The 21,419-nt window shown below is 72.5% G+C and carries 22 protein-coding genes; 10 read left to right on the top strand and 12 right to left on the bottom strand.

The window, feature by feature from the left end; genetic code table 11:
* The first annotated feature begins 31 nt into the window (after window positions 1-31).
* The 5 genes from BLW86_RS14335 to BLW86_RS14315 all read left to right on the top strand — a co-directional run bounded on the left by BLW86_RS14335 (window position 32) and on the right by BLW86_RS14315 (window position 5,800).
* Window positions 32-1,669, top strand: a complete 1,638-nt coding sequence (locus BLW86_RS14335; RefSeq protein ID WP_093874418.1) for an ABC transporter ATP-binding protein — start codon at window positions 32-34, stop codon at window positions 1,667-1,669.
* Entirely contained in the window at window positions 1,666-2,781 is a 1,116-nt protein-coding gene (locus tag BLW86_RS14330; protein WP_093874417.1) for an ABC transporter permease, read from the top strand. The genes BLW86_RS14335 and BLW86_RS14330 overlap by 4 nt, the downstream gene beginning before the upstream one ends.
* Window positions 2,778-4,040 carry an ABC transporter permease gene (locus BLW86_RS14325; RefSeq protein ID WP_093874416.1) on the top strand — a complete coding sequence of 421 codons (1,263 nt, stop codon included), beginning with the start codon at window positions 2,778-2,780 and terminating at the stop codon, window positions 4,038-4,040. Before BLW86_RS14330 ends, BLW86_RS14325 begins: the two co-directional genes overlap by 4 nt.
* Entirely contained in the window at window positions 4,037-4,441 is a 405-nt protein-coding gene (locus tag BLW86_RS14320; RefSeq protein WP_093874415.1) for a cytidine deaminase, read from the top strand. Before BLW86_RS14325 ends, BLW86_RS14320 begins: the two co-directional genes overlap by 4 nt.
* Window positions 4,442-4,522: 81 nt before the next feature.
* Window positions 4,523-5,800 (top strand): thymidine phosphorylase, encoded by a 1,278-nt coding sequence (locus BLW86_RS14315; RefSeq protein WP_093874414.1) that lies wholly within the window; start codon window positions 4,523-4,525, stop codon window positions 5,798-5,800.
* Window positions 5,801-5,878: 78 nt separating this feature from the next.
* On the opposite strand, the gene BLW86_RS14310 is transcribed toward BLW86_RS14315, so the two are convergent.
* Entirely contained in the window at window positions 5,879-6,958 is a 1,080-nt protein-coding gene (locus tag BLW86_RS14310) for a hypothetical protein (RefSeq protein ID WP_093874413.1), read from the bottom strand.
* A complete protein-coding gene (locus BLW86_RS14305) occupies window positions 6,955-7,614 on the bottom strand; it encodes an HAD family hydrolase (RefSeq protein WP_093874412.1) in 660 nt (219 codons plus the stop codon). The genes BLW86_RS14310 and BLW86_RS14305 overlap by 4 nt, the downstream gene beginning before the upstream one ends.
* A gap of 125 nt (window positions 7,615-7,739) precedes the next feature.
* Between BLW86_RS14305 and BLW86_RS14300 the strand changes: the two genes are divergently transcribed.
* Entirely contained in the window at window positions 7,740-8,015 is a 276-nt protein-coding gene (locus BLW86_RS14300; RefSeq protein ID WP_256341310.1) for an STAS domain-containing protein, read from the top strand.
* On the opposite strand, the gene BLW86_RS14295 is transcribed toward BLW86_RS14300, so the two are convergent.
* From BLW86_RS14295 to BLW86_RS14285, 3 genes are all read right to left on the bottom strand, one after another.
* A complete protein-coding gene (locus BLW86_RS14295) occupies window positions 8,004-8,975 on the bottom strand; it encodes a sigma-70 family RNA polymerase sigma factor (RefSeq protein ID WP_093878662.1) in 972 nt (323 codons plus the stop codon). The two genes, BLW86_RS14300 and BLW86_RS14295, sit on opposite strands and share 12 nt — an antisense overlap.
* 84 nt (window positions 8,976-9,059) lie before the next feature.
* On the bottom strand, window positions 9,060-9,746 hold the full coding sequence (locus BLW86_RS14290; protein ID WP_177181934.1) for a L,D-transpeptidase: 687 nt from the start codon (window positions 9,744-9,746) through the stop codon (window positions 9,060-9,062).
* Between the two features lie 125 nt (window positions 9,747-9,871).
* Window positions 9,872-11,128, bottom strand: coding sequence for an MFS transporter (locus BLW86_RS14285; RefSeq protein WP_093874409.1), 1,257 nt, complete (start codon window positions 11,126-11,128; stop codon window positions 9,872-9,874).
* Between the two features lie 62 nt (window positions 11,129-11,190).
* On the opposite strand from BLW86_RS14285, the gene BLW86_RS14280 reads away from it, so the two are divergent.
* Window positions 11,191-12,162, top strand: coding sequence for a LysR family transcriptional regulator (locus BLW86_RS14280; protein WP_093874408.1), 972 nt, complete (start codon window positions 11,191-11,193; stop codon window positions 12,160-12,162).
* Window positions 12,163-12,189: 27 nt separating this feature from the next.
* Here the strand turns inward: BLW86_RS14280 and BLW86_RS14275 are convergent, their stop codons facing one another.
* Together BLW86_RS14275 and BLW86_RS14270 are read right to left on the bottom strand one after the other, a co-directional pair.
* Window positions 12,190-12,966: an alpha/beta hydrolase gene (locus BLW86_RS14275; protein ID WP_093874407.1), complete on the bottom strand. Its 777-nt coding sequence runs from the start codon at window positions 12,964-12,966 to the stop codon at window positions 12,190-12,192.
* Window positions 12,967-13,057: 91 nt separating this feature from the next.
* On the bottom strand, window positions 13,058-13,837 hold the full coding sequence (locus tag BLW86_RS14270) for a GNAT family N-acetyltransferase (protein ID WP_093874406.1): 780 nt from the start codon (window positions 13,835-13,837) through the stop codon (window positions 13,058-13,060).
* A 132-nt stretch (window positions 13,838-13,969) separates the two neighbouring features.
* Here BLW86_RS14270 and BLW86_RS14265 point away from each other — a divergent pair, with 132 nt between their 5' ends.
* The gene (locus tag BLW86_RS14265; RefSeq protein WP_093874405.1) at window positions 13,970-15,124 is read left to right on the top strand and encodes an adenosine deaminase; all 1,155 of its coding nucleotides are present in this window, start codon (window positions 13,970-13,972) and stop codon (window positions 15,122-15,124) included.
* Window positions 15,125-15,297: 173 nt separating this feature from the next.
* Window positions 15,298-15,663, top strand: coding sequence for a hypothetical protein (locus tag BLW86_RS14260; protein WP_093874404.1), 366 nt, complete (start codon window positions 15,298-15,300; stop codon window positions 15,661-15,663).
* 75 nt (window positions 15,664-15,738) lie between these two features.
* Here BLW86_RS14260 and BLW86_RS14255 read toward each other — a convergent pair whose 3' ends face one another.
* The 5 genes from BLW86_RS14255 to afsQ1 form a co-directional block, all read right to left on the bottom strand.
* Window positions 15,739-15,939 (bottom strand): PspC domain-containing protein, encoded by a 201-nt coding sequence (locus BLW86_RS14255; RefSeq protein ID WP_093874403.1) that lies wholly within the window; start codon window positions 15,937-15,939, stop codon window positions 15,739-15,741.
* Between the two features lie 90 nt (window positions 15,940-16,029).
* Window positions 16,030-16,578 carry a VanZ family protein gene (locus BLW86_RS14250; RefSeq protein ID WP_256341309.1) on the bottom strand — a complete coding sequence of 183 codons (549 nt, stop codon included), beginning with the start codon at window positions 16,576-16,578 and terminating at the stop codon, window positions 16,030-16,032.
* Window positions 16,579-17,499: 921 nt separating this feature from the next.
* The gene (locus tag BLW86_RS14245) at window positions 17,500-18,111 is read right to left on the bottom strand and encodes a hypothetical protein (RefSeq protein ID WP_093874401.1); all 612 of its coding nucleotides are present in this window, start codon (window positions 18,109-18,111) and stop codon (window positions 17,500-17,502) included.
* Window positions 18,108-19,640 (bottom strand): sensor histidine kinase, encoded by a 1,533-nt coding sequence (locus BLW86_RS14240; protein ID WP_093874400.1) that lies wholly within the window; start codon window positions 19,638-19,640, stop codon window positions 18,108-18,110. The genes BLW86_RS14245 and BLW86_RS14240 overlap by 4 nt, the downstream gene beginning before the upstream one ends.
* A complete protein-coding gene (gene afsQ1 / locus BLW86_RS14235; protein WP_017239746.1) occupies window positions 19,637-20,314 on the bottom strand; it encodes a two-component system response regulator AfsQ1 in 678 nt (225 codons plus the stop codon). Before afsQ1 ends, BLW86_RS14240 begins: the two co-directional genes overlap by 4 nt.
* Window positions 20,315-20,482: 168 nt before the next feature.
* Here afsQ1 and BLW86_RS14230 point away from each other — a divergent pair, with 168 nt between their 5' ends.
* A complete protein-coding gene (locus BLW86_RS14230; RefSeq protein ID WP_093874399.1) occupies window positions 20,483-21,205 on the top strand; it encodes a SigE family RNA polymerase sigma factor in 723 nt (240 codons plus the stop codon).
* Window positions 21,206-21,419: the final 214 nt, after the last annotated feature.

Below are 21,419 nucleotides of genomic sequence, written 5' to 3'. Positions count from 1 at the left end.
TCCCACTCCTTCCGGCCAAGGAGAGTGCGTCATCAACGCGTCCAGCCCCCCTGCCGTAGAACTGCACGGCATCACCAAGCGTTTCCCCGGCGTCGTCGCCAACAAGGACATCGCCATCACGGTCCGCAAGGGCACCGTGCACGCCCTCATCGGCGAGAACGGTGCCGGCAAGTCGACCCTCATGAAGATCCTCTACGGCATGCAGAAGCCGGACGAGGGCACCATCGCGGTCGACGGCGAGCAGGTCACCTTCTCCACCCCCGGTGACGCCATCGCCCGCGGCATCGGCATGGTGCACCAGCACTTCATGCTCGCCGACAACCTCACCGTCCTGGAGAACGTCGTCCTCGGCGGCGAGAAGCTCTACGGCATCGGCGCCAAGGCGCGGAGGAAGATCAAGGAGATCTCCGACGCGTACGGCCTCGGGGTCCGCCCCGACGCGCTCGTCGAGGACCTCGGCGTCGCCGAGCGGCAGCGCGTGGAGATCCTCAAGGTCCTCTACCGCGGCGCGAAGATCCTCATCCTCGACGAGCCGACCGCCGTCCTGGTCCCGCAGGAGGTCGACGCGCTCTTCGACAACCTGCGCGAGCTCAAGTCCGAGGGCCTCACCGTCATCTTCATCTCGCACAAGCTGGGCGAGGTCCTGAAGGTCGCCGACGACATCACCGTCATCCGCCGGGGCACCACGGTCGGCACCGCCGACCCGAAGACCGCCACCACCAAGCAGCTCGCCGAGCTGATGGTCGGCAGCGAGCTGCCCTCGCCGGAGACCCGCGAGTCGACGGTCACGGACGTCCCGATGCTCCAGGTCGAGGGCCTGACCCTGACCGAGGCCGGCGCCGCCGCGGCCGCCCCGCTCACCACCGCCGCCCCGCCGGACCCGTCCGGCGCGGTCACCCTCCAGGAGATCGGCGCGGGCCGCAAGCTCCTCGACGACATCTCGCTCACCATCCACAAGGGCGAGATCCTCGGCATCGCCGGTGTCGAGGGCAACGGCCAGACCGAGCTCATCGAGGCCCTGATGGGCATGTCCGCCCCCGACGCGGGCGTCATCACCCTCGACGGCGAGGACATCTCCAAGGTCTCCGTGCGCAGGCGCCGCGAGGGCGGCATCGGCTACATCCCCGAGGACCGCCACCGCCACGGCCTGCTCCTGGAGGCCCCCCTCTGGGAGAACCGCATCCTCGGCCACGTCACCGAGGCCCCCAACTCCAAGCGCGGCATCCTCGACCCGAAGGCCGCCCGCAAGGACACCGAGCGGATCGTGCGCGAGTACGACGTCCGCACCCCCGGCATCGACGTCACCGCGTCCTCCCTCTCCGGCGGCAACCAGCAGAAGCTGATCGTCGGCCGCGAGATGAGCCACAACCCGAAGTTCCTGATCGCCGCCCACCCCACCCGCGGTGTGGACGTCGGCGCGCAGGCGCAGATCTGGGACGCGATCCGGGACGCCCGCCGCGCGGGCCTCGCGGTGCTGCTGATCTCCGCCGACCTCGACGAGCTGATCGGCCTGTCCGACACGCTCCGGGTCATGTACCGCGGCAAGCTGGTCGCCGACGCCGACCCCGCCACCATCACGCCCGAGCAGCTGGGCTCCGCCATGACAGGCGCAGCCACCGGCCGCCTCGAAGGCACCGAAGAGCAGTCCGAAGACGGTGACGCCCGATGATGAAGATCGACAAGGACAAGCTGATCATCGGGGCCGCCGGCCCCGTGCTCGCTCTGGTCACCTCCTTCGTGCTCACCGTTCTGGTGCTGCTCGCGACGGGCCTGGACCCGATCGAGCCGATCCGGCTGATGATCGACAACGCCGGGTACTCCGACGTCCAGGTCCTCATCGTCAACTACACCGGAACCCTCTATCTCGCGGCCCTGGCCGTGGCCATCGGCTTCCGGATGAACCTCTTCAACATCGGCGTCGACGGGCAGTACCGCCTCGCCGCGATGCTGTCGGCGCTGGTCGGCGCCGCCGTGGACCTGCCCGGTCCGCTGCACATCCTGCTCATCGTGCTCGTCGCGATGGTGACCGGTGCCTTCTGGGCCGGCATCGCGGGCATCCTGAAGACCACCCGTGGCGTCTCCGAGGTCGTCTCCACGATCATGTTGAACGCCATCACCACCTCCCTGGTGGCCTGGCTGATCCTGCCGAAGAACTTCGGCGTCCAGCCCGCGGGCTCCAACGACCTCACCACCGGTCAGATCGCAGAGTCCGGCTGGTTCCCCGGCATCGACATGGGCGAGGGCGGCCAGATCTACGGCTTCACCTTCGTGGCCTTCGCCCTGGGTGTCGTCTACTGGTTCGTCCTCAACCGCACCAAGTTCGGCTTCGACCTCCGCGCCACCGGCGAGAGCGAGTCCGCGGCCCGGGCCAGCGGCGTCGACGCCAAGAAGATGATCCTCACCGCGATGCTGATCTCGGGTGCCCTCGCCGGTCTGGCCGGCATGCCGATCCTGCTCGGCGAGACGCACACGTACAGCCTGGCCTTCCCTGTCGGCGTCGGCTTCACCGCCATCACCGTCGCCCTGCTCGGCCGCAACCACCCGGTCGGCATCCTGTTCGCAGCCCTGCTCTTCGCGTTCCTGGAGAAGGCGTCCTCGAGCCTCGACATCGCGGGCTACCCGAAGGAGATCACCGAGATCATGAAGGGCATCATCGTGATCGCCGTGGTCGTCTCCTACGAGCTCGTCCGCCGTTACGGCCTCCGCCGCCAGCAGCAGAAGGTCGGCGAGGAGCTCGCCGCCGGCGGCGCCATCAAGACCGACAAGGAGGTGGCGGCATGAGCACCGGCACCGTTGCCAAGCCGAGCGCCGCGCCCAAGAAGGCCGGACGCCGCAAGCTGACCTGGCCCTGGATCCTGCTGATCGTCGCGGCCGGCATCGTCCTCTTCTCGCTCGTCCGCGTCGTCTCCGGGGCCGACGACCTCACCTCCGTCGGCCAGGTCTCCGGCGCGCTCCAGCTCGCCGTGCCGATCGCCATGGCCGGTCTCGGCGGTCTGTGGTCCGAGCGCGCGGGCGTCGTCAACATCGGCCTCGAAGGCATGATGGTCCTCGGCACCTGGTTCGGCGCCTGGGCCGGCTACCAGTGGGGCCCGTGGACGGGTGTCGTCGTCGGCATCCTCGGCGGCGCGATCGGCGGTCTGCTGCACGCGATCATCACCGTCACGTTCAACGTGAACCACATCGTCTCCGGTGTGGCCGTCAACATCCTGGCGGTCGGCTTCACCCAGTACCTGTCGAACTTCACCTTCGACAAGGCCGAGGGCGGCTCCTCCAAGCAGTCCCCGCGCATCGACCAGATCACCGACATCACCATCCCGGGACTCTCCGACTGGCTGATCGACCTCCAGCAGAAGCACTGGTTCCTGATCTCGGACATCGCCGGCATCCTCGGCGGCCTGGTCACCCACCTGTCGCTGCTGACGATCGTGGCCGCCCTGCTCATCCCGGCCACCTGGTGGGTGCTCTGGCGCACGGCCTTCGGCCTGCGGCTCCGCTCCTGCGGTGAGAACCCGGTCGCCGCCGAGTCCCTCGGCGTCAACGTCTACAAGTACAAGTACATCGCCGTCGTCGTCTCCGGCGGCCTGGCCGGCCTCGGCGGCGCCTTCCTGGCGATCGTCTCCACCGGCATCTACCAGGAGGGCCAGACCGGCGGCCGCGGTTACATCGGTCTCGCCGCGATGATCTTCGGCAACTGGATGCCCGGCGGCATGGCCATGGGCGCCGGCCTCTTCGGCTTCACCGACAGCCTCAAGCTGCGCGGCGGCGCCGAGAACGTCCACGCGCTGCTGCTGCTCGTCGCGCTGCTCCTGGTGATCGCCGCGCTGTGGCAGATGTACAAGAAGAAGTGGGTGGTGGCCGCGATCGGCGCGGTCTTCGCCGTCGGCTTCTTCCTCTGGTACGTGCTCACCGACGAGGTCCCGAGCCAGTTCGTCGACGCCGCCCCGTACATCACCACCCTGCTCGTGCTGGCCCTCTCGGCGCAGCGCCTGCGGATGCCGAAGGCGGACGGCCTGCCGTACCGCAAGGGCGAGGGCAAGTGACGCCCGCCCTCCCGGAGCCCGACTGGGACCTCCTGCGGGAGACCGCCCGCGAGGCGATGTCCCACGCGTACGCCCCGTACTCGGGCTACCCGGTCGGCGCGGCGGCCCTCGTGGACGACGGGCGGGTGATCTCCGGCTGCAACGTGGAGAACGCCTCCTTCGGCCTCGGCCTGTGCGCCGAGTGCGGGCTCGTCTCGCAGCTCCAGGCGACCGGCGGCGGGCGTCTGACGCACTTCGTGTGCGTGGACGGCCGGGGCGAGTCCCTGGTCCCGTGCGGGCGCTGCCGGCAGCTCCTGTACGAGTTCGGGGGCCCCGAGCTCGTCCTGGAGACCCCGGCCGGGTTCCTGACCCTGGCGGAGATGCTCCCGCAGGCCTTCGGCCCGGACCACCTCGCCAAGTAACACCTCGGAGCGGCCCTTCCGGCACGATGGGAAGGGTCGCTCCCCTTTCCCCCCTCTATGCGCGTAGAAAGAGGCACCACCATGGACGTCATCTCCGTCATCCGCACCAAGCGGGACAAGGGCGAGCTGAGCCCCGAGCAGATCGACTGGGTCATCGACGCGTACACCCGCGGTGCGGTCGCCGACGAGCAGATGTCCGCCCTGGCCATGGCCATCCTGCTGAACGGCATGAACCGCACGGAGATCGCCCGCTGGACCGCCGCCATGATCGCGTCCGGCGAGCGCATGAACTTCGACGCGCTCTCCCGCCCGACCGCCGACAAGCACTCCACCGGCGGCGTCGGCGACAAGATCACCCTTCCGCTCGCCCCGCTCGTCGCGGCCTGCGGCGCGGCCGTGCCGCAGCTCTCCGGCCGCGGCCTCGGCCACACCGGCGGCACGCTCGACAAGCTGGAGTCCATCCCCGGCTGGCGCGCGCTGCTCTCCAACGAGGAGATGCTGCACGTCCTCGACACCACGGGCGCGGTCATCTGCGCGGCGGGCGACGGCCTGGCCCCGGCGGACAAGAAGCTCTACGCGCTCCGCGACGTCACCGGCACGGTCGAGGCCATCCCGCTGATCGCCTCCTCGATCATGTCGAAGAAGATCGCCGAGGGCACCGGCTCGCTCGTCCTGGACGTCAAGGTCGGCACCGGCGCCTTCATGAAGAACATCGAGGACGCGCGCGAGCTGGCGCGGACGATGGTCGGTCTCGGCACCGACAGCGGCGTGAAGACCGTCGCACTGCTCACCGACATGTCCACCCCGCTCGGCCTCACCGCCGGCAACGCCCTGGAGGTCCGCGAGTCGGTCGAGGTCCTCGCGGGCGGCGGCCCGAAGGACGTCGTCGACCTGACGATCGCCCTCGCGGCCGAGATGCTGGCCGCCGCCGGCATCAAGGACGCCGACCCGGCGAAGGCCCTCCGGGACGGCTCGGCGATGGACGTCTGGCGCCGGATGATCGCGGCCCAGGGCGGCGACCCCGACGCGACCCTCCCGGTCGCCCGCGAGCAGCACGTCGTCACGGCCCCGTCGACCGGTGTCCTCACCCGCCTCGACGCGTACGACATCGGCATCGCCGCCTGGCGCCTGGGCGCGGGCCGCGCCCGCAAGGAGGACCCGGTGCAGGCGGGTGCCGGCGTCGAGCTCCACGCCAAGCCGGGCGACACGGTGACGGCGGGCCAGCCGCTGCTGACCCTCCACACGGACACCCCGGAGAAGTTCGACTACGCCCTGAAGTCCCTGTCGGGGGCGTGGGACATCGAGCCGGAGGGCACGGCGTTCACCCCGAACCCGATCGTGCTGGACCGCATCGCGTAGGCATCCGCCTGCGACGCCCCCGGACGGACGGGGCCGGTGGACCACCACCGGCCCCGTCCGGCATGCCGCGCCCCGTCCTCAGCCGAGCGCCCGCCACGCCTCCCGGTCGTTCGGCAGCCCGAGACCGCCGAGGGTGATGCGACGGTTGCCGTTGATCGGGCCCCACAGCTCCTCCCGGGCCGCCACCTCCCGTGCGAGACCCCGCTGCTCCTCCGTCGGACCGTCCGGCCACCCCGCCGGGAACGCGACCTTCAGATAAGGGCCCAGGTCCGGGCAGGGGGCGAGGCGGAAGGCCTGGGGCAGGGCCGCGAGGGACGCCTCGTACAGCCGGGAGAAGTCCCGCACCCGGTCGCACAGCACCGAGATCAGGGTCCAGCGGGGCGGCTCGCCCCCGAACCGGGGGAGGCCCGTCAGGGCGTCGAACCCGGTCGGCGTCACCGCCATCCGCAGCAGCTCCTCGTGCGCCGCCGGGTCGTCCCTCAGGGGAGGGGTCATCGCCGCGGCACACCGCACCAGCGGACTCGGGTCCACGAGGAAGGGCCCGGCGTCGCCGCCGAGACCTCCCAGGTCCATGACCAGCGAGGCGCGTTCCTCCACGGACTCCGCCGCCGCGGCGAGACGCGCGAGGCGGGGCAGCAGCCCGGGCGCCCGGTCCGCCGCGTCCGGGTGGGCCAGGAGGGCGGTGACCGCCGCCCACGCGTGCGCCCGCACCTGCTCGTCCGGGTCCTCCAGGAACTCCGCGACCGGGACCACGAGCTCCGGAAGCAGGTCCCAGCAGTCCAGGGCCGCTCCCGCGAGGACCAGGTCACCGGTCTCGTCGCCCCACCGGTCCACCTGGTCGTCCTCGTCGGCGGCGGCGTACGCGAGGATCCACGCCTCCGTCGGGGCAGCCGCGACCCGCGCACGGAGTTCCTCGACGTCGGATCCCATGCGTACCGCCGAGGCCACGTCCCGTACGAAGGACAGACCGAGGACCGGGGCTTCCGGCAGCCGCGCCGCCACCGCCCGCAGCACCGGCGGGGTCGCCGGCCAGACCGAGCCCTGGTGCAGGATCGCCGACCACAGGTGGTCGCCGGCCGCCGCCAGGGGACCGGCGAGGACCTCCGCGGTGTCCGTCGCCGTCCCGTACGCGTGGAAGAGCCGGGACCAGTCGGTCATCGCCGGGCCCCCGTCAGCAGGGCCGGCAGCTCGCGCATGTCGTCGAAGACGACCGTCCGCTCGCCCATGAGACGGTCCGCGCGGGTCAGGCCCCCGCAGTAGCCGAAGGCGCGCATGCCGGCCGCACGGGCGGCCCGGACGCCGTACGGGCTGTCCTCGACGACGGCGCAGCGCTCCGGCGGGACGCCCATCGTGGCGGCGGCGTGCAGGAAGAGGTCCGGGGCGGGTTTGCCGCGGGCGACGTCACGGGCGCTGAAGATCCGGCCCTCGAACCGGTCGAGCAGGCCCGTACGGGTCAGGTTGCGCCGGATCGAGCCGTGGCTGCCGTTGGAGGCCAGGCAGTACGGCACCTCCAGGGCGTCCAGGACGGCCGTCACGCCCTCGACGACCGTGAGCTCCGCGTCCAGCGCCTCCTCGTACAGCGGCCGGAACGGCTCGTGCCAGTCCACGGGCAGCGGCTCGCCGCGCCGCTCCTCGACCAGCGCCGTCCAGATCTCGGTCGGGGAGCCGACGAAGTGCTCGACCACCTCGGCCTCCGAGAACTCGGCACCGAGCCTCGCGAACACCTCCCGGTCCACCCGGCAGTAGATCCGCTCGCTGTCCACCAGAACACCGTCACAGTCGAAGATCACCAGTTCGACGCGATCATGAGTCATGGCCCGAGCCTAGCGATCCGGTGGTCGGGCCCCGGAAGCCGATGAGTCACGGGCACCGCTGAGTCACGGGCACCGCGCCGCGACCCCGTCCGATGAGTTACGGGCGCCCCGCCGGTCTCCCTGTCGTGGACACCTCTCGCGCCCTCGAACTGCGGCTCTCCGGGCCGCCCACGCCCGACGACGTCGGGCGGCTCTGCGCCCTGCTCGACGCCGCCGAGCCGACCGCCGTCGTCTGCGAGATCGGCGGCCTCGCACCGGCCGGCCTCGCCGCCGTCGACGCCCTCGCCCGGCTGAAGCTCACCGCCCGGCGGCGAGGTCACCACCTCCGCTTCGAGGGAGCAGGGCCCGAACTGCGGGCCCTGCTCCGCCTCACCGGCCTGTCGGAGACGCTAGGCCTCTAGCCGCGCCGGCAGGTCGAAGAGCGGGAACCAGCGCTCCGTGTCCAGGAAGAAGTCCATCCCGGCGACCTTGCCGTCCCGCAGCTCCAGGACGATCAGCGCCCACGGGCTGTAGCCGCCCTCGGGGTCCGGGTGGTAGTGGGCGAAGGCCGGCGAGCCGTTCGCCACGGTCGCGACCAGCTTCGAGCCCCGGCACACGTCGCCGACGCCCAGCATCCAGCCGACGATGTCGTCGTGACCCTGGAGCCACAGGTCGTACGGCGGCATGGACATCGTCGCGTCCTCGTGGAGGAGCGCCGTCAGCGCCTTCATGTCGTAGCCCTCGAAGGCCGCGACATAGCGCTCCAGGAGAGCCTGCTGCTCCTCGTCCAGCGGGTTCGCCGGGTCGGAGGCGGCCGGCGCCTGCTCGGCGAGGGTCGCGCGGGCCCGCTGGAGGGCGCTGTTGACGGAGGCGACGGAGGTGTCGAGGAGCTCGGCGACCTCGCTCGCCTTCCACGCGAGGACCTCGCGCAGGATGAGCACGGCCCGCTGCTTGGGCGGCAGGTGCTGGAGCGCGGCCACGAAGGCGAGCCGTACGGTCTCGCGGGAGACGGCCGCCTCCGCGGGGTCGCCGACCGACGGCAGGACCCGTCCGTCGGGGACGGGCTCCAGCCAGGTGATCTCCGGCTGCTTGACGAGCTGCGCCTGCGCCACCGGCGTCGGGGAGGTCAGGTCCATCGGCCGTGCCCTCCGGTTGCCGGCGTTCAGCGCGTCCAGGCAGACGTTGGTGGCGATCCGGTACAGCCAGGACCGCAGCGAGGAGCGGCCCTCGAAGGACCCGATGGCCTTCCAGGCGCGGACCATCGTGTCCTGCACCGCGTCCTCCGCCTCGAAGGAGGATCCGAGCATCCGGTAGCAGTAACCGGTCAGCTCCCTGCGGTACTTGTCGAGATCGTCGGTCGTCGCGGTCGCGGCGTCGCTCATCGGGTCCACACCCCACTCACCCCTCACCGGCACCCGTTCGGTGCCGGTGAGAGGGAAGCTACCGCAGCCGACTGACAGCCGGGGTCAGGTTCCCGGCTTGCGTCCGTAGACGAACACGTCGTCGCCGTTCCTGAGCAGGTTCCAGTACGCCTTCGCGTCCGCCGGCCGCATGTTGACGCAGCCGCCGGAACCCGGCGGGTTCCACATGGACTTGGTGGTCGAGTGGAAGGCCTGGCCGCCGTCGAAGAACTGCGAGTACGGCATGGAGACGTGGTAGAGCGTCGACCAGTGGTTGATGTTCCGCCAGTAGATCTTCTTGGCGCCGGTACGGGTCTCGGTGCCGTCCTTGCCCGTGCGGACCGGCACCGGCCCGTACTTGAGGCGCGCGCCGTCCTGGATCCAGCTGAGCTGGCGGGTCAGGTCGACGCAGGCGATCCGGCCCTTGTTGGTCGGGCAGGCGCCCGAGCGGTTGGGGTTGGTGCCCGCCGCCCTCTGCTGGAGCATCGTGTTCATGGTGCGCCACGTGACCGGCCCGGCGTACCCCATGGTCGGGGTGATGCCGTGCTTGCGCTGGAAGGCCTGGGTGGCCTGACAGTCGGCGAGCGACTGGCGCCCGTCGACCGGCCGTCCGAGGAACTTCTCCACCTGCTTCTGGTACGGCCCCGTCGTCACGTTGCAGGACGCCGCCTGCGCCGGGGCCGTACCGAGCGCGATCGTCATCGGCACCACGAGTGACGTGATGCCGGCGGCGATGCCCGCCCTTCTTCCCATGAGCCGCGCGATTCGTTTCATGATCGTCAACTCCCCCTAGAGTCCCTGCATTCGAGGACGTACGGGGGAGTGTGACGGTTGCGGCCCGGCTTGGGGAGTCCCCGACGGGCAGCGGTGGCCGGTTCCTACGCCGCCAGGTGCAGCCGCCGCGCCTCGACGCGCGCGCTGTGCGAGCCGTACAGGGTGACCGAGACGACCCCGAGGACCGCGACCAGGCCGATCAGGACCGTACCCGCCCAGCCGCCCGCGTGGAAGGCGATCGCACCGAGCGTGCCGCCCGCGCTGCTGCCCAGGTAGTACGCGGACTGGTACAACGCCGAGGCCTGCGCGCGACCCGCCTTCGCCGTGCGGCTCACCGAGGAGGAGGCGACCGCGTGGCCCGCGAAGAAACCGGCCGTGATCAGGACCAGGCCCACGAGGACCAGGGCGAGGGAGTCCGAGAGCGAGAACAGCAGGCCCGCCGCCGTCGTCGACACCGCCAGGTACAGCGCCCCGCGCCGGCCGAGCCGCCCGACGAGCTTCCCGGCGGCCGCCGAGGAGACCGTGCCGACCAGGTAGATCAGGAAGATCGAGCCGATCACGCCCTGCGGCAGCGAGAACGGGGCCTCCACCAGGCGGTAGCCGATCACCGTGTACACGGCGCCGAAGACCGTCATGAACAGGGCGCCGATCACGTACAGGCGCATGAGCAGCGGGTCGGAGAGGTGGCCCCGGACGGTCCGGGCCAGTGCCTTCGGGTTCAGCGTGCCGGGGGTGAAGTGCCGGGCCTTCGGGAGCAGCGCCCGGAAGGCGAGCGCGCAGACCAGGGAGGTCAGGCCGACGGCGGCCAGACCGGCGCGCCAGCCCCACAGCTGGGAGACCCAGCCGGTCACGAGCCGTCCGCTCATGCCGCCGATCGAGTTGCCCGCCACGAAGAGGCCGATCGCGGCGATCAGCGCCCTGGGCCGCACCTCCTCGGCGAGGTACGCCATCGCGGAGGCCGGGAGGCTGGCCAGCGCGGCGCCCTGGACGGCGCGGAGCGCGATCAGCGACTCCAGGTTCGGGGCGAGCGGCACCAGGAGCGCCACGGCGACCGCGATCGAGAGGGAGGCCGTCATCATCGCGCGCCGCCCGAAGCGCTCCGAGAGGGCGCTGAGCGGCAGGACGCAGAGGGCGAGGGCGCCGGTGGCGGCGGAGACCGTCCAGGAGGCGGCGGAGGCGGTGGCGCCGAACTCGGCCGAGATGGCCGGAAGGAGGGCCTGCGTGGAGTAGAGGAGGGCGAAGGTGGCCAGTCCGGCGGCGAAGAGCGCGAGGCTCATCCGGCGGTGGCCGGGGGTGCCGGGGGCGAGGCGGGTGTCGGCGGACGCGGTGGTGGCGGCCGCCTTGGTACTGGCGGAAGGCATGTCACGAACGTAGGCCGGTCCGTTTCATGCGTCCAATGCACGGAACTGCTGTAATCGTTCCCATGGTGCATGAGTACAGGTCACAGCCTCGCCTGTCACCGAACAGTAACGAAGAAGACATGGGACACCTGCTGGCGCCGCGGCTCGCGTACTTCGCCGCCGTCGCCCGGCACGAGCACGTGACCCGCGCCGCCGCCGAGATGGGCGTGCCGCAGTCGACGCTCTCGCGGGCCATGGTCCGGCTCGAACAGGACCTCGGCGTCACCCTCTTCGCCCGGCGCGGCCGCACGGTCTCCCTCACCCCGGCAGGCCGCCGCTTCCTCACCGCCGCCGAGCGGGCCCTCGCCGAGGTGGAACGGGCCGCCGACACCGTACGGGCCGACGCCGACCCGACCGCCGGACGCGTCGCCTTCGGCTTCCTGCACACCATGGGCTCCGAGACCGTCCCCGGCCTCATCCGCGCCTTCCGCGTCGACCACCCGAGGATCCGCTTCACCCTCGTCCAGAACTACGGCGAGGCCATGATCGAACGGCTGCGGGCCGGCGACCTCGACCTCTGCCTGACCTCGCCCGTGCCCGACGCCCCCGACCTGGTCGCCCGGCGCCTCGACGAGCAGCGGCTGCGGCTCGTCGTCCCGGACGACCACCGGCTCGCCGGCCGCAAGCGGGTGCGCCTCGCCGAGGCCGCGGACGAGACCTTCGTGACCCTGGAGCCGGGATACGGGCTCCGCCGCATCACCGACGACCTGTGCGCGGAGGCAGGCTTCAAGCCCCGGGTCGCCTTCGAGGGCGAGGAGGCCGAGACCCTGCGCGGCCTCGTCGCCGCCGGCCTCGGCGTCGCCCTGCTGCCGCCGCCCGCCGTCCCCCGTCCCGGCGTCGTGGAACTCACCGTCACCGCGCCGCGGGCGGTCCGCGAGATCGGCGTGGCCTGGCTCGACGGCCATCCGGACACGGCCCCGGTGGCCGCCTTCAAGAAGTTCCTGCTGAGCAGGCGCGGCCACCTGCTTCCGAAGGAGCCGTCACCTCCGGCGTGAGCTCCTCCTGGCGACGCCCCTGGGCCCTCACCTCCGGCGTGAACCCCCGAACCCGGCTGCCAGCGGCATCCGCAGGCCGAGCGGCGGGGGAGCCGCCATCGCGTCGGTCACCGGCCGGGCGACCGGCCGGCCGAAGAGGGCGCCCAGCGCGAAGTCCGCGGCCAGGGCCCGGACCTCGGCCGCGTACTGGCGCAGCGCGTGGCCGTCCGAGTGCACCTCGAAGCGGCAGGTGTCCCGGTTCGCCTTCTTCGCCCGCTCGGCGAACCGGAACGACAGCTCCGGGTCCGTCCGCGCGTCGTTCGTGCCGTGCACGAGCAGCACCCTGCGCCCCACCAGCTGCCGCACCGGCTCCGGCTCCGCCGCCACGTCGTCCTCCGGCAGCCACGGCGCGAGCGCGAGCACCGCGGCGACCGCGGGATGCCCGGCCGCCCGCAGTGCCGCCCGCGCCCCCATCCCGTGACCGACGAGGCAGACCGGGACGTCGCCGTAGCGCCGTACCGCCTCCGCGACCGCCCAGGAGGCGTCCGCCACGAGGTTCGCATCGGCCCCGTTCCAGCCGCGCGCCCGGTAGCGCACCACGTGCGCGGCGAGCTCCTCGGACCGCCCCGCCCGGGCCAGACCGCGCCCCAGCGGAAGCATCGCCGCGTGCGCCCGCGCGGAGGCCCGCCGCGCCGACACCGGCTCACCGTCCGGCAGGAGCAGCACCACGCCACCCACCGCCGCCGACGTGCGGGAACCTCCAACAGGCCGTCCGAGCCGGGGTCTCCGTGCTTCGGGCGGCCCCACGAGTGCGAAGAGCGCCATGACAGAACAGTCTCAGAAGCGGAGGTGTACGCCAGCCGTACGCGCGGTCACTGTTACGTATCGTCGTGCCGGGCTCGAACGGCCGTGCGCGTCAGACCCGTTCGAAGCGGGCCACCGAGCCGATGGCCGTGAAGCCCTTCCGGCCGTACCAGTGGCGCGGCCAGTCGTCCGCGAAGGCGGTGAGGAAGCGGGTCGAGCAGCCCGCGTCGGCGGCCACGCGCAGCGCCGTGTCCAGGACCTTCCCGGCGTACCCCTGCCCGAGGTGGGCCTCCACGGTGACCAGGTCCTCGATCTGCGCCATGCCGCTCGCCGGGTCCATGTAGAGGTCGGCCCACGCGGCCACCTCGCCCGCCGGGGTGCGCGCGGCGAAGAACCGCACGTCGTCGGCGCCGCGCCGGCGCGCCACCCGCCGCTCCACCAGGTCGCGGATGTGCTCCGGCGGCGCCTCCGGGGCGAATCGCGGCCAGGAGGCGGTCACCGGCTCGCGCAGCTCGTCGAAGTCGACCTCCCGCGCCCCGCCGTGCTCGGGCACCGGGCCGGTGTGCGCCATGATCATCGTGGTGGCGTGCCGGTACCCGGCCCGCTCCATCGGTGCCCGGCAGGCCGCGGCGACCGTCTCGTCGAGGACGTAGGAGAAGCGGTACGGGAGATGGCCGAGCGCCTCCTCCGCGTACCCGGGCAGCGCCTCCGGGTCCACGGCCCCGTCGACGAGCACGTGGTTGTTGCCCCGGGAGTGCCGGTAGGCGTCGTCGAGCACCGCGAAGGCGCCCGGGAAGTCGACGGTACGGGCCGCCTGACGGCGGTGGAAGTCGGACAGGAAGCGGTGCACGCGCGGGAGTTCGGACGCGGCCGTGGTCGAGGTCGAGGTCATGCGGGCAGGCTAGGGCCTGTCCGGCGGATCAGGGCCGGGGCCGCGACGCCCGGCACGGCGCCCCTTCGCCCCGCCACAAGAAAACGGGCGCCACGCGGGGTGTTCTACGCGCGTAGGGGCTACAGTGCGAAGATGACGAGCCAGACCCCCAACGTCCCCACCGCGGACCAGATCCGCCGTGCCCCGAAGGTGCTGCTCCACGACCACCTCGACGGCGGACTGCGCCCCGGCACGATCATCGAACTCGCCCGGGAGCAGGGCTACGAGCAGCTCCCCGAGACGGAGCCCGACAAGCTCGGCATCTGGTTCCGCGAAGCCGCCGACTCCGGCTCCCTGGAGCGGTACCTGGAGACCTTCGCGCACACCTGCGCCGTCATGCAGACCCGGGACGCCCTCTTCCGCGTCGCCGCCGAATGCGCCGCCGACCTCGCCGAGGACGGCGTCGTGTACGCCGAGGTGCGGTACGCCCCCGAGCAGCACCTGGAGGGCGGACTCACCCTCGAAGAGGTCGTGGAGGCCGTCAACGAAGGCTTCCGCGAGGGCGAGCGGCGGGCCAGGGCCGCCGGCCACCGCATCCGGGTCGGCGCCCTCCTGACCGCCATGCGGCACGCCGCCCGCGCCCTGGAGATCGCCGAACTCGCCAACCGGTACCGCGACTCCGGCGTCGTCGGCTTCGACATCGCGGGCGCCGAGGCCGGCTACCCGCCCACCCGGCACCTCGACGCCTTCGAGTACCTCAAGCGGGAGAACAACCACTTCACGATCCACGCCGGCGAGGCCTTCGGGCTGCCCTCCATCTGGCAGGCGCTCCAGTGGTGCGGCGCCGACCGGCTCGGCCACGGCGTCCGGATCATCGACGACATCGAGGTCGCCGACGACGGCTCCGTCCGCCTCGGCCGCCTCGCGGCCTACGTCCGCGACAAGCGCGTCCCGCTGGAGATGTGCCCCTCCTCCAACCTCCAGACCGGCGCCGCCGCCTCGTTCGCCGAGCACCCCATCGGGCTGCTCCGCAGGCTCCACTTCCGGGCCACGGTCAACACCGACAACCGGCTGATGAGCGGGACGAGCATGAGCCGGGAATTCGAGCTGCTGATCGACGCATTCGACTACACACTCGACGACATGCAGTGGTTCACGGTCAATGCGATGAAATCAGCGTTCATTCCTTTCGATGAACGACTCGCCATGATCAACGAGGTGATCAAGCCCGGGTATGCCGAGCTGAAGTCCGAATGGCTGTTCCAGCAGACCGCCACGACCAGCGAGTCTTCCCGTACGACGGACTGAAAAACGTCCCGCGAAGGGGGCGGGAGCGGCCGGGGCGAGACGACACCCGGCCGCTTTCCGGTGTTTGCGAAGGCGACGTTCGCTGGTTAGGTTGCAGAGCCGCTCTCGATTCCCAGGATTTCCCCTCCCGGCTTTCCTCGAAGCCCCCGGATTCCTTTAAGGAAGATTTTCTGATGAAGCAGTCTGCCGCCAAGAAGCTCGGTGTCGCCGCTCTCGGTGCCGCTTTCGCCGCTGCCGCCGCCGGCACGGCCTCCGCAGCACCGTCCCTGCCGCTCGACGCCGACGCGCTGGGCACGGTGACCCAGGCCGTCCCGCTCGGTGACGGCCTCACCACGCTCCCCGACGGCGCCACCGAGTCCCTCGGTGCCGGCCAGGGCGCCCTCGGCCAGGGAGTGGACCAGGGCGTGAAGACCCTCCCGGCCGCCGCGGGCCAGGCCACCCAGAACGCTCCGCTCGGTGCCGCGACCGGTGCCCTCGGCGCCACCCCGCTCGGCGGCCTCCTCGGTGGCCTCCCGCTCAACGGTCTCCCGCTCGGCTGACCCCGGCCCCCACACGCCGAAGGGGCGCGCACCCGGGATCCGGGTGCGCGCCCCTTCGGCGTGTTCGTGCGACGGCTACCAGGCCGTGCTCGCGGTCTTCTCCGCCGGCAGGAAGATCCACAGGCCCAGGTAGATCAGGAACTGCGGGCCCGGCAGCAGGCACGAGGCCAGGAAGATCAGACGCATCGTCGTCGCGGAGGTGCCGAAGCGCCGGGCCAGCGCCGCGCACACTCCGCCGAGCACGCGTCCGTCACGGGGGCGGGTCAGTGCGGCCATGGTGGGCTCCTTCGGAGTCGGTGCGGGAGCCGCTTCTCCGGGCTCCCGATGACTCCATACTCCTGCCGGACAGGGGGACGAGGCGTCGGCCTACGGGGCGATCGGGACCCTGGAAATCGTCGGGGTCGCACCCTGAGGGGCCTCGTCCCGCAGCAGGGCGGCGCCTCCGCCCGGGGTGCTCCCTGCGGAGGAGGGCGACCTCCCCGCCTCCCACCTGCGGCGCAGCCGGATCCGGCCGGCCGGGACCACCAGGAGGTGCGCCAGCGCGACCCCCGCGGTGTTCAGGAGGACCGAGTCCACGTCCACCACCTGACCCGGCACCGCGGTCTGCAGCAGCTCCACGGCCAGCGACACCAGCGCGCCCGCGGCGGTCGTACGGGTCAGGGAGGCCCACCCGGAGACATGGAGCCGTCCGTCGGCCATCGGGAGCAGCACCCCGAGCGGGGCCAGGAGCAGCAGGCCCTCGCCGATCAGCCGGGCCGCCTCGGTCCCGCCGAGCGCGAGAACGGTGCGCAGGCCGTGCAGCGGGATCGTGTTCGGCGCGGTCACCCAGGCCACGTCCCGTGGCCGCAGACTGACCCAGGCGACGAGCAGCAGATGCGCGAGGAGGAGGACGAACCCCGCCACGCGTACGACCACGGCGGCACTGCCGCCCGAACCTTGACGCTGCACGCCCCCCAAGACGCCCCGAACAGCGGAATCGGTTCCGCCGCGACGCCCCCACCTCCCGCCGCCGCCCGGGGACGCGCCGCGCCCCACCTCCCGCCGCCTGGGGACGCCCCGCGCCCCCGCCTCCCGCCGCCGCCCGGGGACGCCCCGCACCCACCGCTCGCCCGACCCCGCGCCGGGTCGCGGCCTTCGCCCGTCGCGGGCGGCACCCGTGCCGCGCGGGGGTGTGGTCTTTGCCGGTTGTGGGCGGCGCCGGGTCGCGGGCGCTCGCCCGTTGCGGGCCGCGCCCGCCGGGCCGGGCGCGGCCTTCGCCCGCAGGGGGCTGCATACCTCCGGCCCCGGTTGTGGGCAGGCGTTCCGCGGGGCGGAACGGGTGGGCACAACCCCACGACGGCGCCGCACGCCGGGTGCGGGTCCAGGCGCGGAAGCCTGGGCCCGGCAAGGGGCGCCGTCCCGTGTGCCCACCCTCCCCCAAGCTCTCGGCTTCGCTCGAGCAGGGGGGACCCCCCTCGCCCCAGCGGGACGATTGCCCACACGGCGGGTGGGTGCCGCCCCGGCGGGCGCAGCCCGCACGGCGGCGGGGGCGTCGGCCCGGCGGCCGTAGCCCGTACCGGGCGGGGTGCCGGCCCGATGGGTGGGGCCCGCACGGCGGTGGGCGTCGGCCCGCCGGGCGCGGCCCGCACGGCGGTGGGTGGGCATCGTCCCGCCAAGCGCGGCCCACACGGCGGGGGTGCCGGCCCGGCGGGCGCGGCCCACACGGCGGGGGCGCCGCCCGGCAGGACGGCACGCGTCCGACGGCGGGGCACCGCCTCTGCCGGGCCGCGGCCCGCGTGGCGGGGAGGCGTCGCCCAGTGGGGTGCGGGGTACTGGCCGGGCGCGCCCGCGGCGGGGTCAGGGCGTCGTCGGGCTCGGGCTCGGGGGCGGGGCCGTCGGTGGGGTGGAGTCCGGGCGTTCGCGGAGTTCCGTCGTGCAGCGGTACCGCTTCGGCGCGTACGCACCCGGCCCGCCCAGCAGCACCGTGTGGCCGCCCGCGCCCGCGGAGCTCTCCGCGAAGGTGCAGACGAGCTGCGACAGCGCCGTCGGCGCCAGGTCCTCCGGCTGGCGGCTCAGCCGCAGCGTGGCCGCCGGGTCGCCCCGGCGCCCGCCGCCCACGGTCAGCGGCCCGCGCACCTCGGTCGTGAAGCCGGCCTGCCGCTCGCTCTCCGAGGGCTCGGCGAGCAGCTGCGCGAGCAGCCGCCCGGCGGTCCGCACCGGATCGCCGCCCGCCTTCTCCTCCGGCAGCGGCGACCGGCGGTCCACCGCCTCCAGCTGGGAGCCGCAGACCAGGAACACCCGGACCGGCACGCCCTGCGCCGCCGCCTCCGTCGTACCGTCCTCGGTCACGCTGCACGGCACCCGGGAGGGGGCGGCGCCCGCGTCCACCGGGACCGACGTGGTCCGGATCCCGCAGCCGGTGACCAGCGCCGTGAGCGCGGCCGCCAGGACAAAGACGCGACGCCTCACGCTTCCTCCACCTCGCCCTGGCTGCTGCGGGTCTGCACCTCGCGCGTGATCCCCGAGGCGTCCAGCGGCAGCCGCAGCACGAACACCGCGCCGTCGACCTTCCCGTCCTCGCCGACCGAGTTCGACGCCGTGATCGAGCCGCCGTGGATCAGCGCGTTCTCCATGGCGATCGACAGACCGAGCCCGCTGCCCTCGGACCGCGGCCGGGACGCGCTCGCCTTGTAGAAGCGGTCGAAGACGTGCGGCAGTACTTCTTCCGGGATGCCGGGGCCGTGGTCCCGTACCGCGATGACCAGCTCGTCCTCCTCCGTGCGGACCGAGACCCGCACCGGGGAACCGCCGTGCTTGAGCGCGTTCCCGATGAGGTTCGCCAGGATCACGTCGAGGCGCCGCGGGTCGAGCGGCGCCACGATCCCGCGCTCCGCGTCGAGCTCCACCGCGTCCAGCCAGGCCCGCGCGTCGATGCACGCGGTGATCTGGTCCGCGATGTCCACGTCGTCGAGGACGAGCCGCGCGGTGCCCGCGTCGAAGCGGGTCACCTCCATCAGGTTCTCCACCAGGTCGTTGAGGCGTCGGGTCTCGCTCACCACGAGGGCCACCGCCGGGGCGATCATCGGGTCCAGGGAGTCCTGCTCGTCCTCCAGGACCTCGGTGACGGCCGTCAGCGCGGTCAGCGGGGTCCGCAGCTCGTGCGACATGTCCGCCACGAAACGCCGCGAGGACTCCTCCCGCGCGCTCATGTCCGCGACCTTCTTCTGCAGCGACTCGGCCGCACTGTTGAACGTACGGGAGAGATCGGCCAGTTCGTCCGCGCCGGAGACCCGAAGACGGGTGTCGAGCTTGCCCTCGCCGAGCTGCCGGGCCGCCTCGCCCAACCGGTGCACCGGGCGCAGCACGGTCGTCGCCGCGACCTGCGCGAGCAGCACCGAGCCGGCCACCGCGAGCGCGGTGGCGATCCCCAACGACCAGGCGAGCGAGTTCAGATCGGCCTTCTCCGCGGCCAGCGACTTGAACATGTACCCGGCGGGCCCGCCGCCGTCGATCCGCGTCCCGCCGACCAGGTACGGCGTCCCGTTCCGCTCCGTACGCTGCCAGAACAGGTGGTACGGATACGGGTTGGCGTCCGTCACCGGCCGCTTCGTGTCCACGGCCTCCCGCAGCGAGCGCGGCACGTCGGCCAGGGTGAAGTCGTCCGGGTCCGAGGCGCCCACGATCGGCTTGCCCGCGTCCCGCTCGCCGAGCAGCAGCACCTGGTAGTCCGCGGCGCTGCCGGACGCCATCTGCTCGGCGGTCCGCCGCAGGTCGTCCTGGGTGGGCCGGAGCGGCAGCGTCGCCGTACGGTTCTGCATCTCCTGCCGGAAGTCGTTCAGCGCCCCGTCCTGGGTACGGGTCAGCACCGCCTCGCGGTTGAGCCAGTACGCGATGCCGGAGGCGGCGACGGCCGCGGTGAGCGCGACGAGGGCGAAGACGACGACGAGCCGGAGCCGCAGGCTCGAGAGCCGCAGCCGCGCGTAGATCCCCTTGCTCACGCAGGGACGTCCAGCCGGTAGCCGACGCCGCGCACCGTACGGATCAGGGTCGGCGAGGACGGCACGTCCTCCACCTTGGCGCGCAGCCGCTGCACACAGGCGTCGACGAGCCGCGAGTCGCCCAGGTAGTCGTGCTCCCACACGAGCCGCAGCAACTGCTGGCGGGACAGCGCCTGTCCGGGCCGCCGGCTCAGCTCCAGGAGCAGCCGCAGCTCGGTCGGGGTGAGCTGGAGGTCCTCGCCGTTCTTGGTGACCGTCATCGCCGAACGGTCGATCACCAGCGAGCCGTACGTCGCCGAGTCCGTCGACTCGCGCTCCCCGCGCCGCAGCACGGCCCGGATGCGGGCGTCCAGCACCCGCCCCTGCACCGGCTTCACGACGTAGTCGTCGGCGCCGGACTCGAGCCCGACGACCACGTCGATGTCGTCGCTGCGCGCGGTCAGCAGGATGATCGGCAGCTGGTCGGTCCGGCGGATCCGCCGGCAGACCTCGAAGCCGTCGATGCCGGGCAGCATGACGTCGAGCACGACCAGGTCGGGCCGCTGCTCACGCAGCAGCTGGAGACCGTCCTCGCCCGTCGCGGCGGTGGCCACCCGGTGGCCCTGCCGGGACAGGGAGAGTTCGAGGGCCGTGCGGATGGCGTCGTCGTCCTCGATCAGCAGCAGAAAAGGCACGGCGTCATTCTGTCGTATGGGCCGTCCGAGATCGACCGCTCCAGGACTCGCTTCCGTCTCGTTCCCTGTGACACGGCTGTGACAGTCGGCGGACAACGCCATGAAGTCCGGGGGGCAAGCTTCTTGGCACACGGACCGAAACACACTCCAACCGACGGGGGGCGCGAGATGAACGCACTGCACAGCACCACCTCAAGCGCAGTTGTCACGCGTCTCCACGACGTCGTGCGGAGCACGGAGAAGTCCGGCGGTGTGAACGGGCGGGGGTGCGTTCGCAGCGTCGGGCGTCAGCGCAAGGCGCCGTACATGGTGGCCGTTGCTGACGGGGGAGCGGCGTACGGGGAGGTCACGGGGGAGCGCTCCGGCTGTTCGGAAGCCGAGTTCACGGCTTACGTCCAGGAGCGACGTGCCTCCCTGTACGCCACCGCCTACCACCTCACCGGTGACCGATTCGAGGCCGAGGACCTGCTCCAGAGCGCGCTGTTCTCCACGTACCGCGCCTGGGACCGGATCAGCGACAAGGCCGCCGTCGGCGGGTACCTGCGTCGCACCATGACCAACCTGCACATCAGCGCCTGGCGCCGGCGCAAGCTCAACGAGTACCCGACCGAGGAGCTGCCGGAGACGGTCGGCGAGACGGACGCCATGCGGGGCACCGAGCTGCGCGCGGTCCTGTGGCAGGCCCTGGCCCGCCTGCCCGAGCTCCAGCGGACGATGCTGGTGCTGCGCTACTACGAGGGCCGGACCGATCCGGAGATCGCGGAGATCCTGGACATCAGTGTCGGCACGGTGAAGTCGAGCATCTGGCGCTCGCTGCGGCGACTGCGCGAGGACGAGGTGCTGAGCTTCGGCCGTGACGAGGAGGAGTCCTTCGGCGAGCTGGTGGCCTGAAGGTCGGGGGAGCCTCGGGCCGACGGGGGATACGGCGGTCTGTGGGCGTACGGGGGGACCGTACGGGGGTACGGGGAAACACGACGCGGGTGGTACGAGCCGGGGGGCTCGTACCACCCGCGTCGTCATGTCGCGCCCCGCCCCCGTTGTGGGCGCGCCGACTGGAGCAGTGCCCTGCCCACCCCCGTTGTGGGCAGTCGTTCCGCTGGGGCGG

This window comes from Streptomyces sp. TLI_105 (genome assembly GCF_900105415.1).
Classification (GTDB): domain Bacteria; phylum Actinomycetota; class Actinomycetes; order Streptomycetales; family Streptomycetaceae; genus Streptomyces.
Note: the sequence above shows the minus strand (reverse complement) of the source record. Positions and strands in the feature narration are given on the sequence as shown.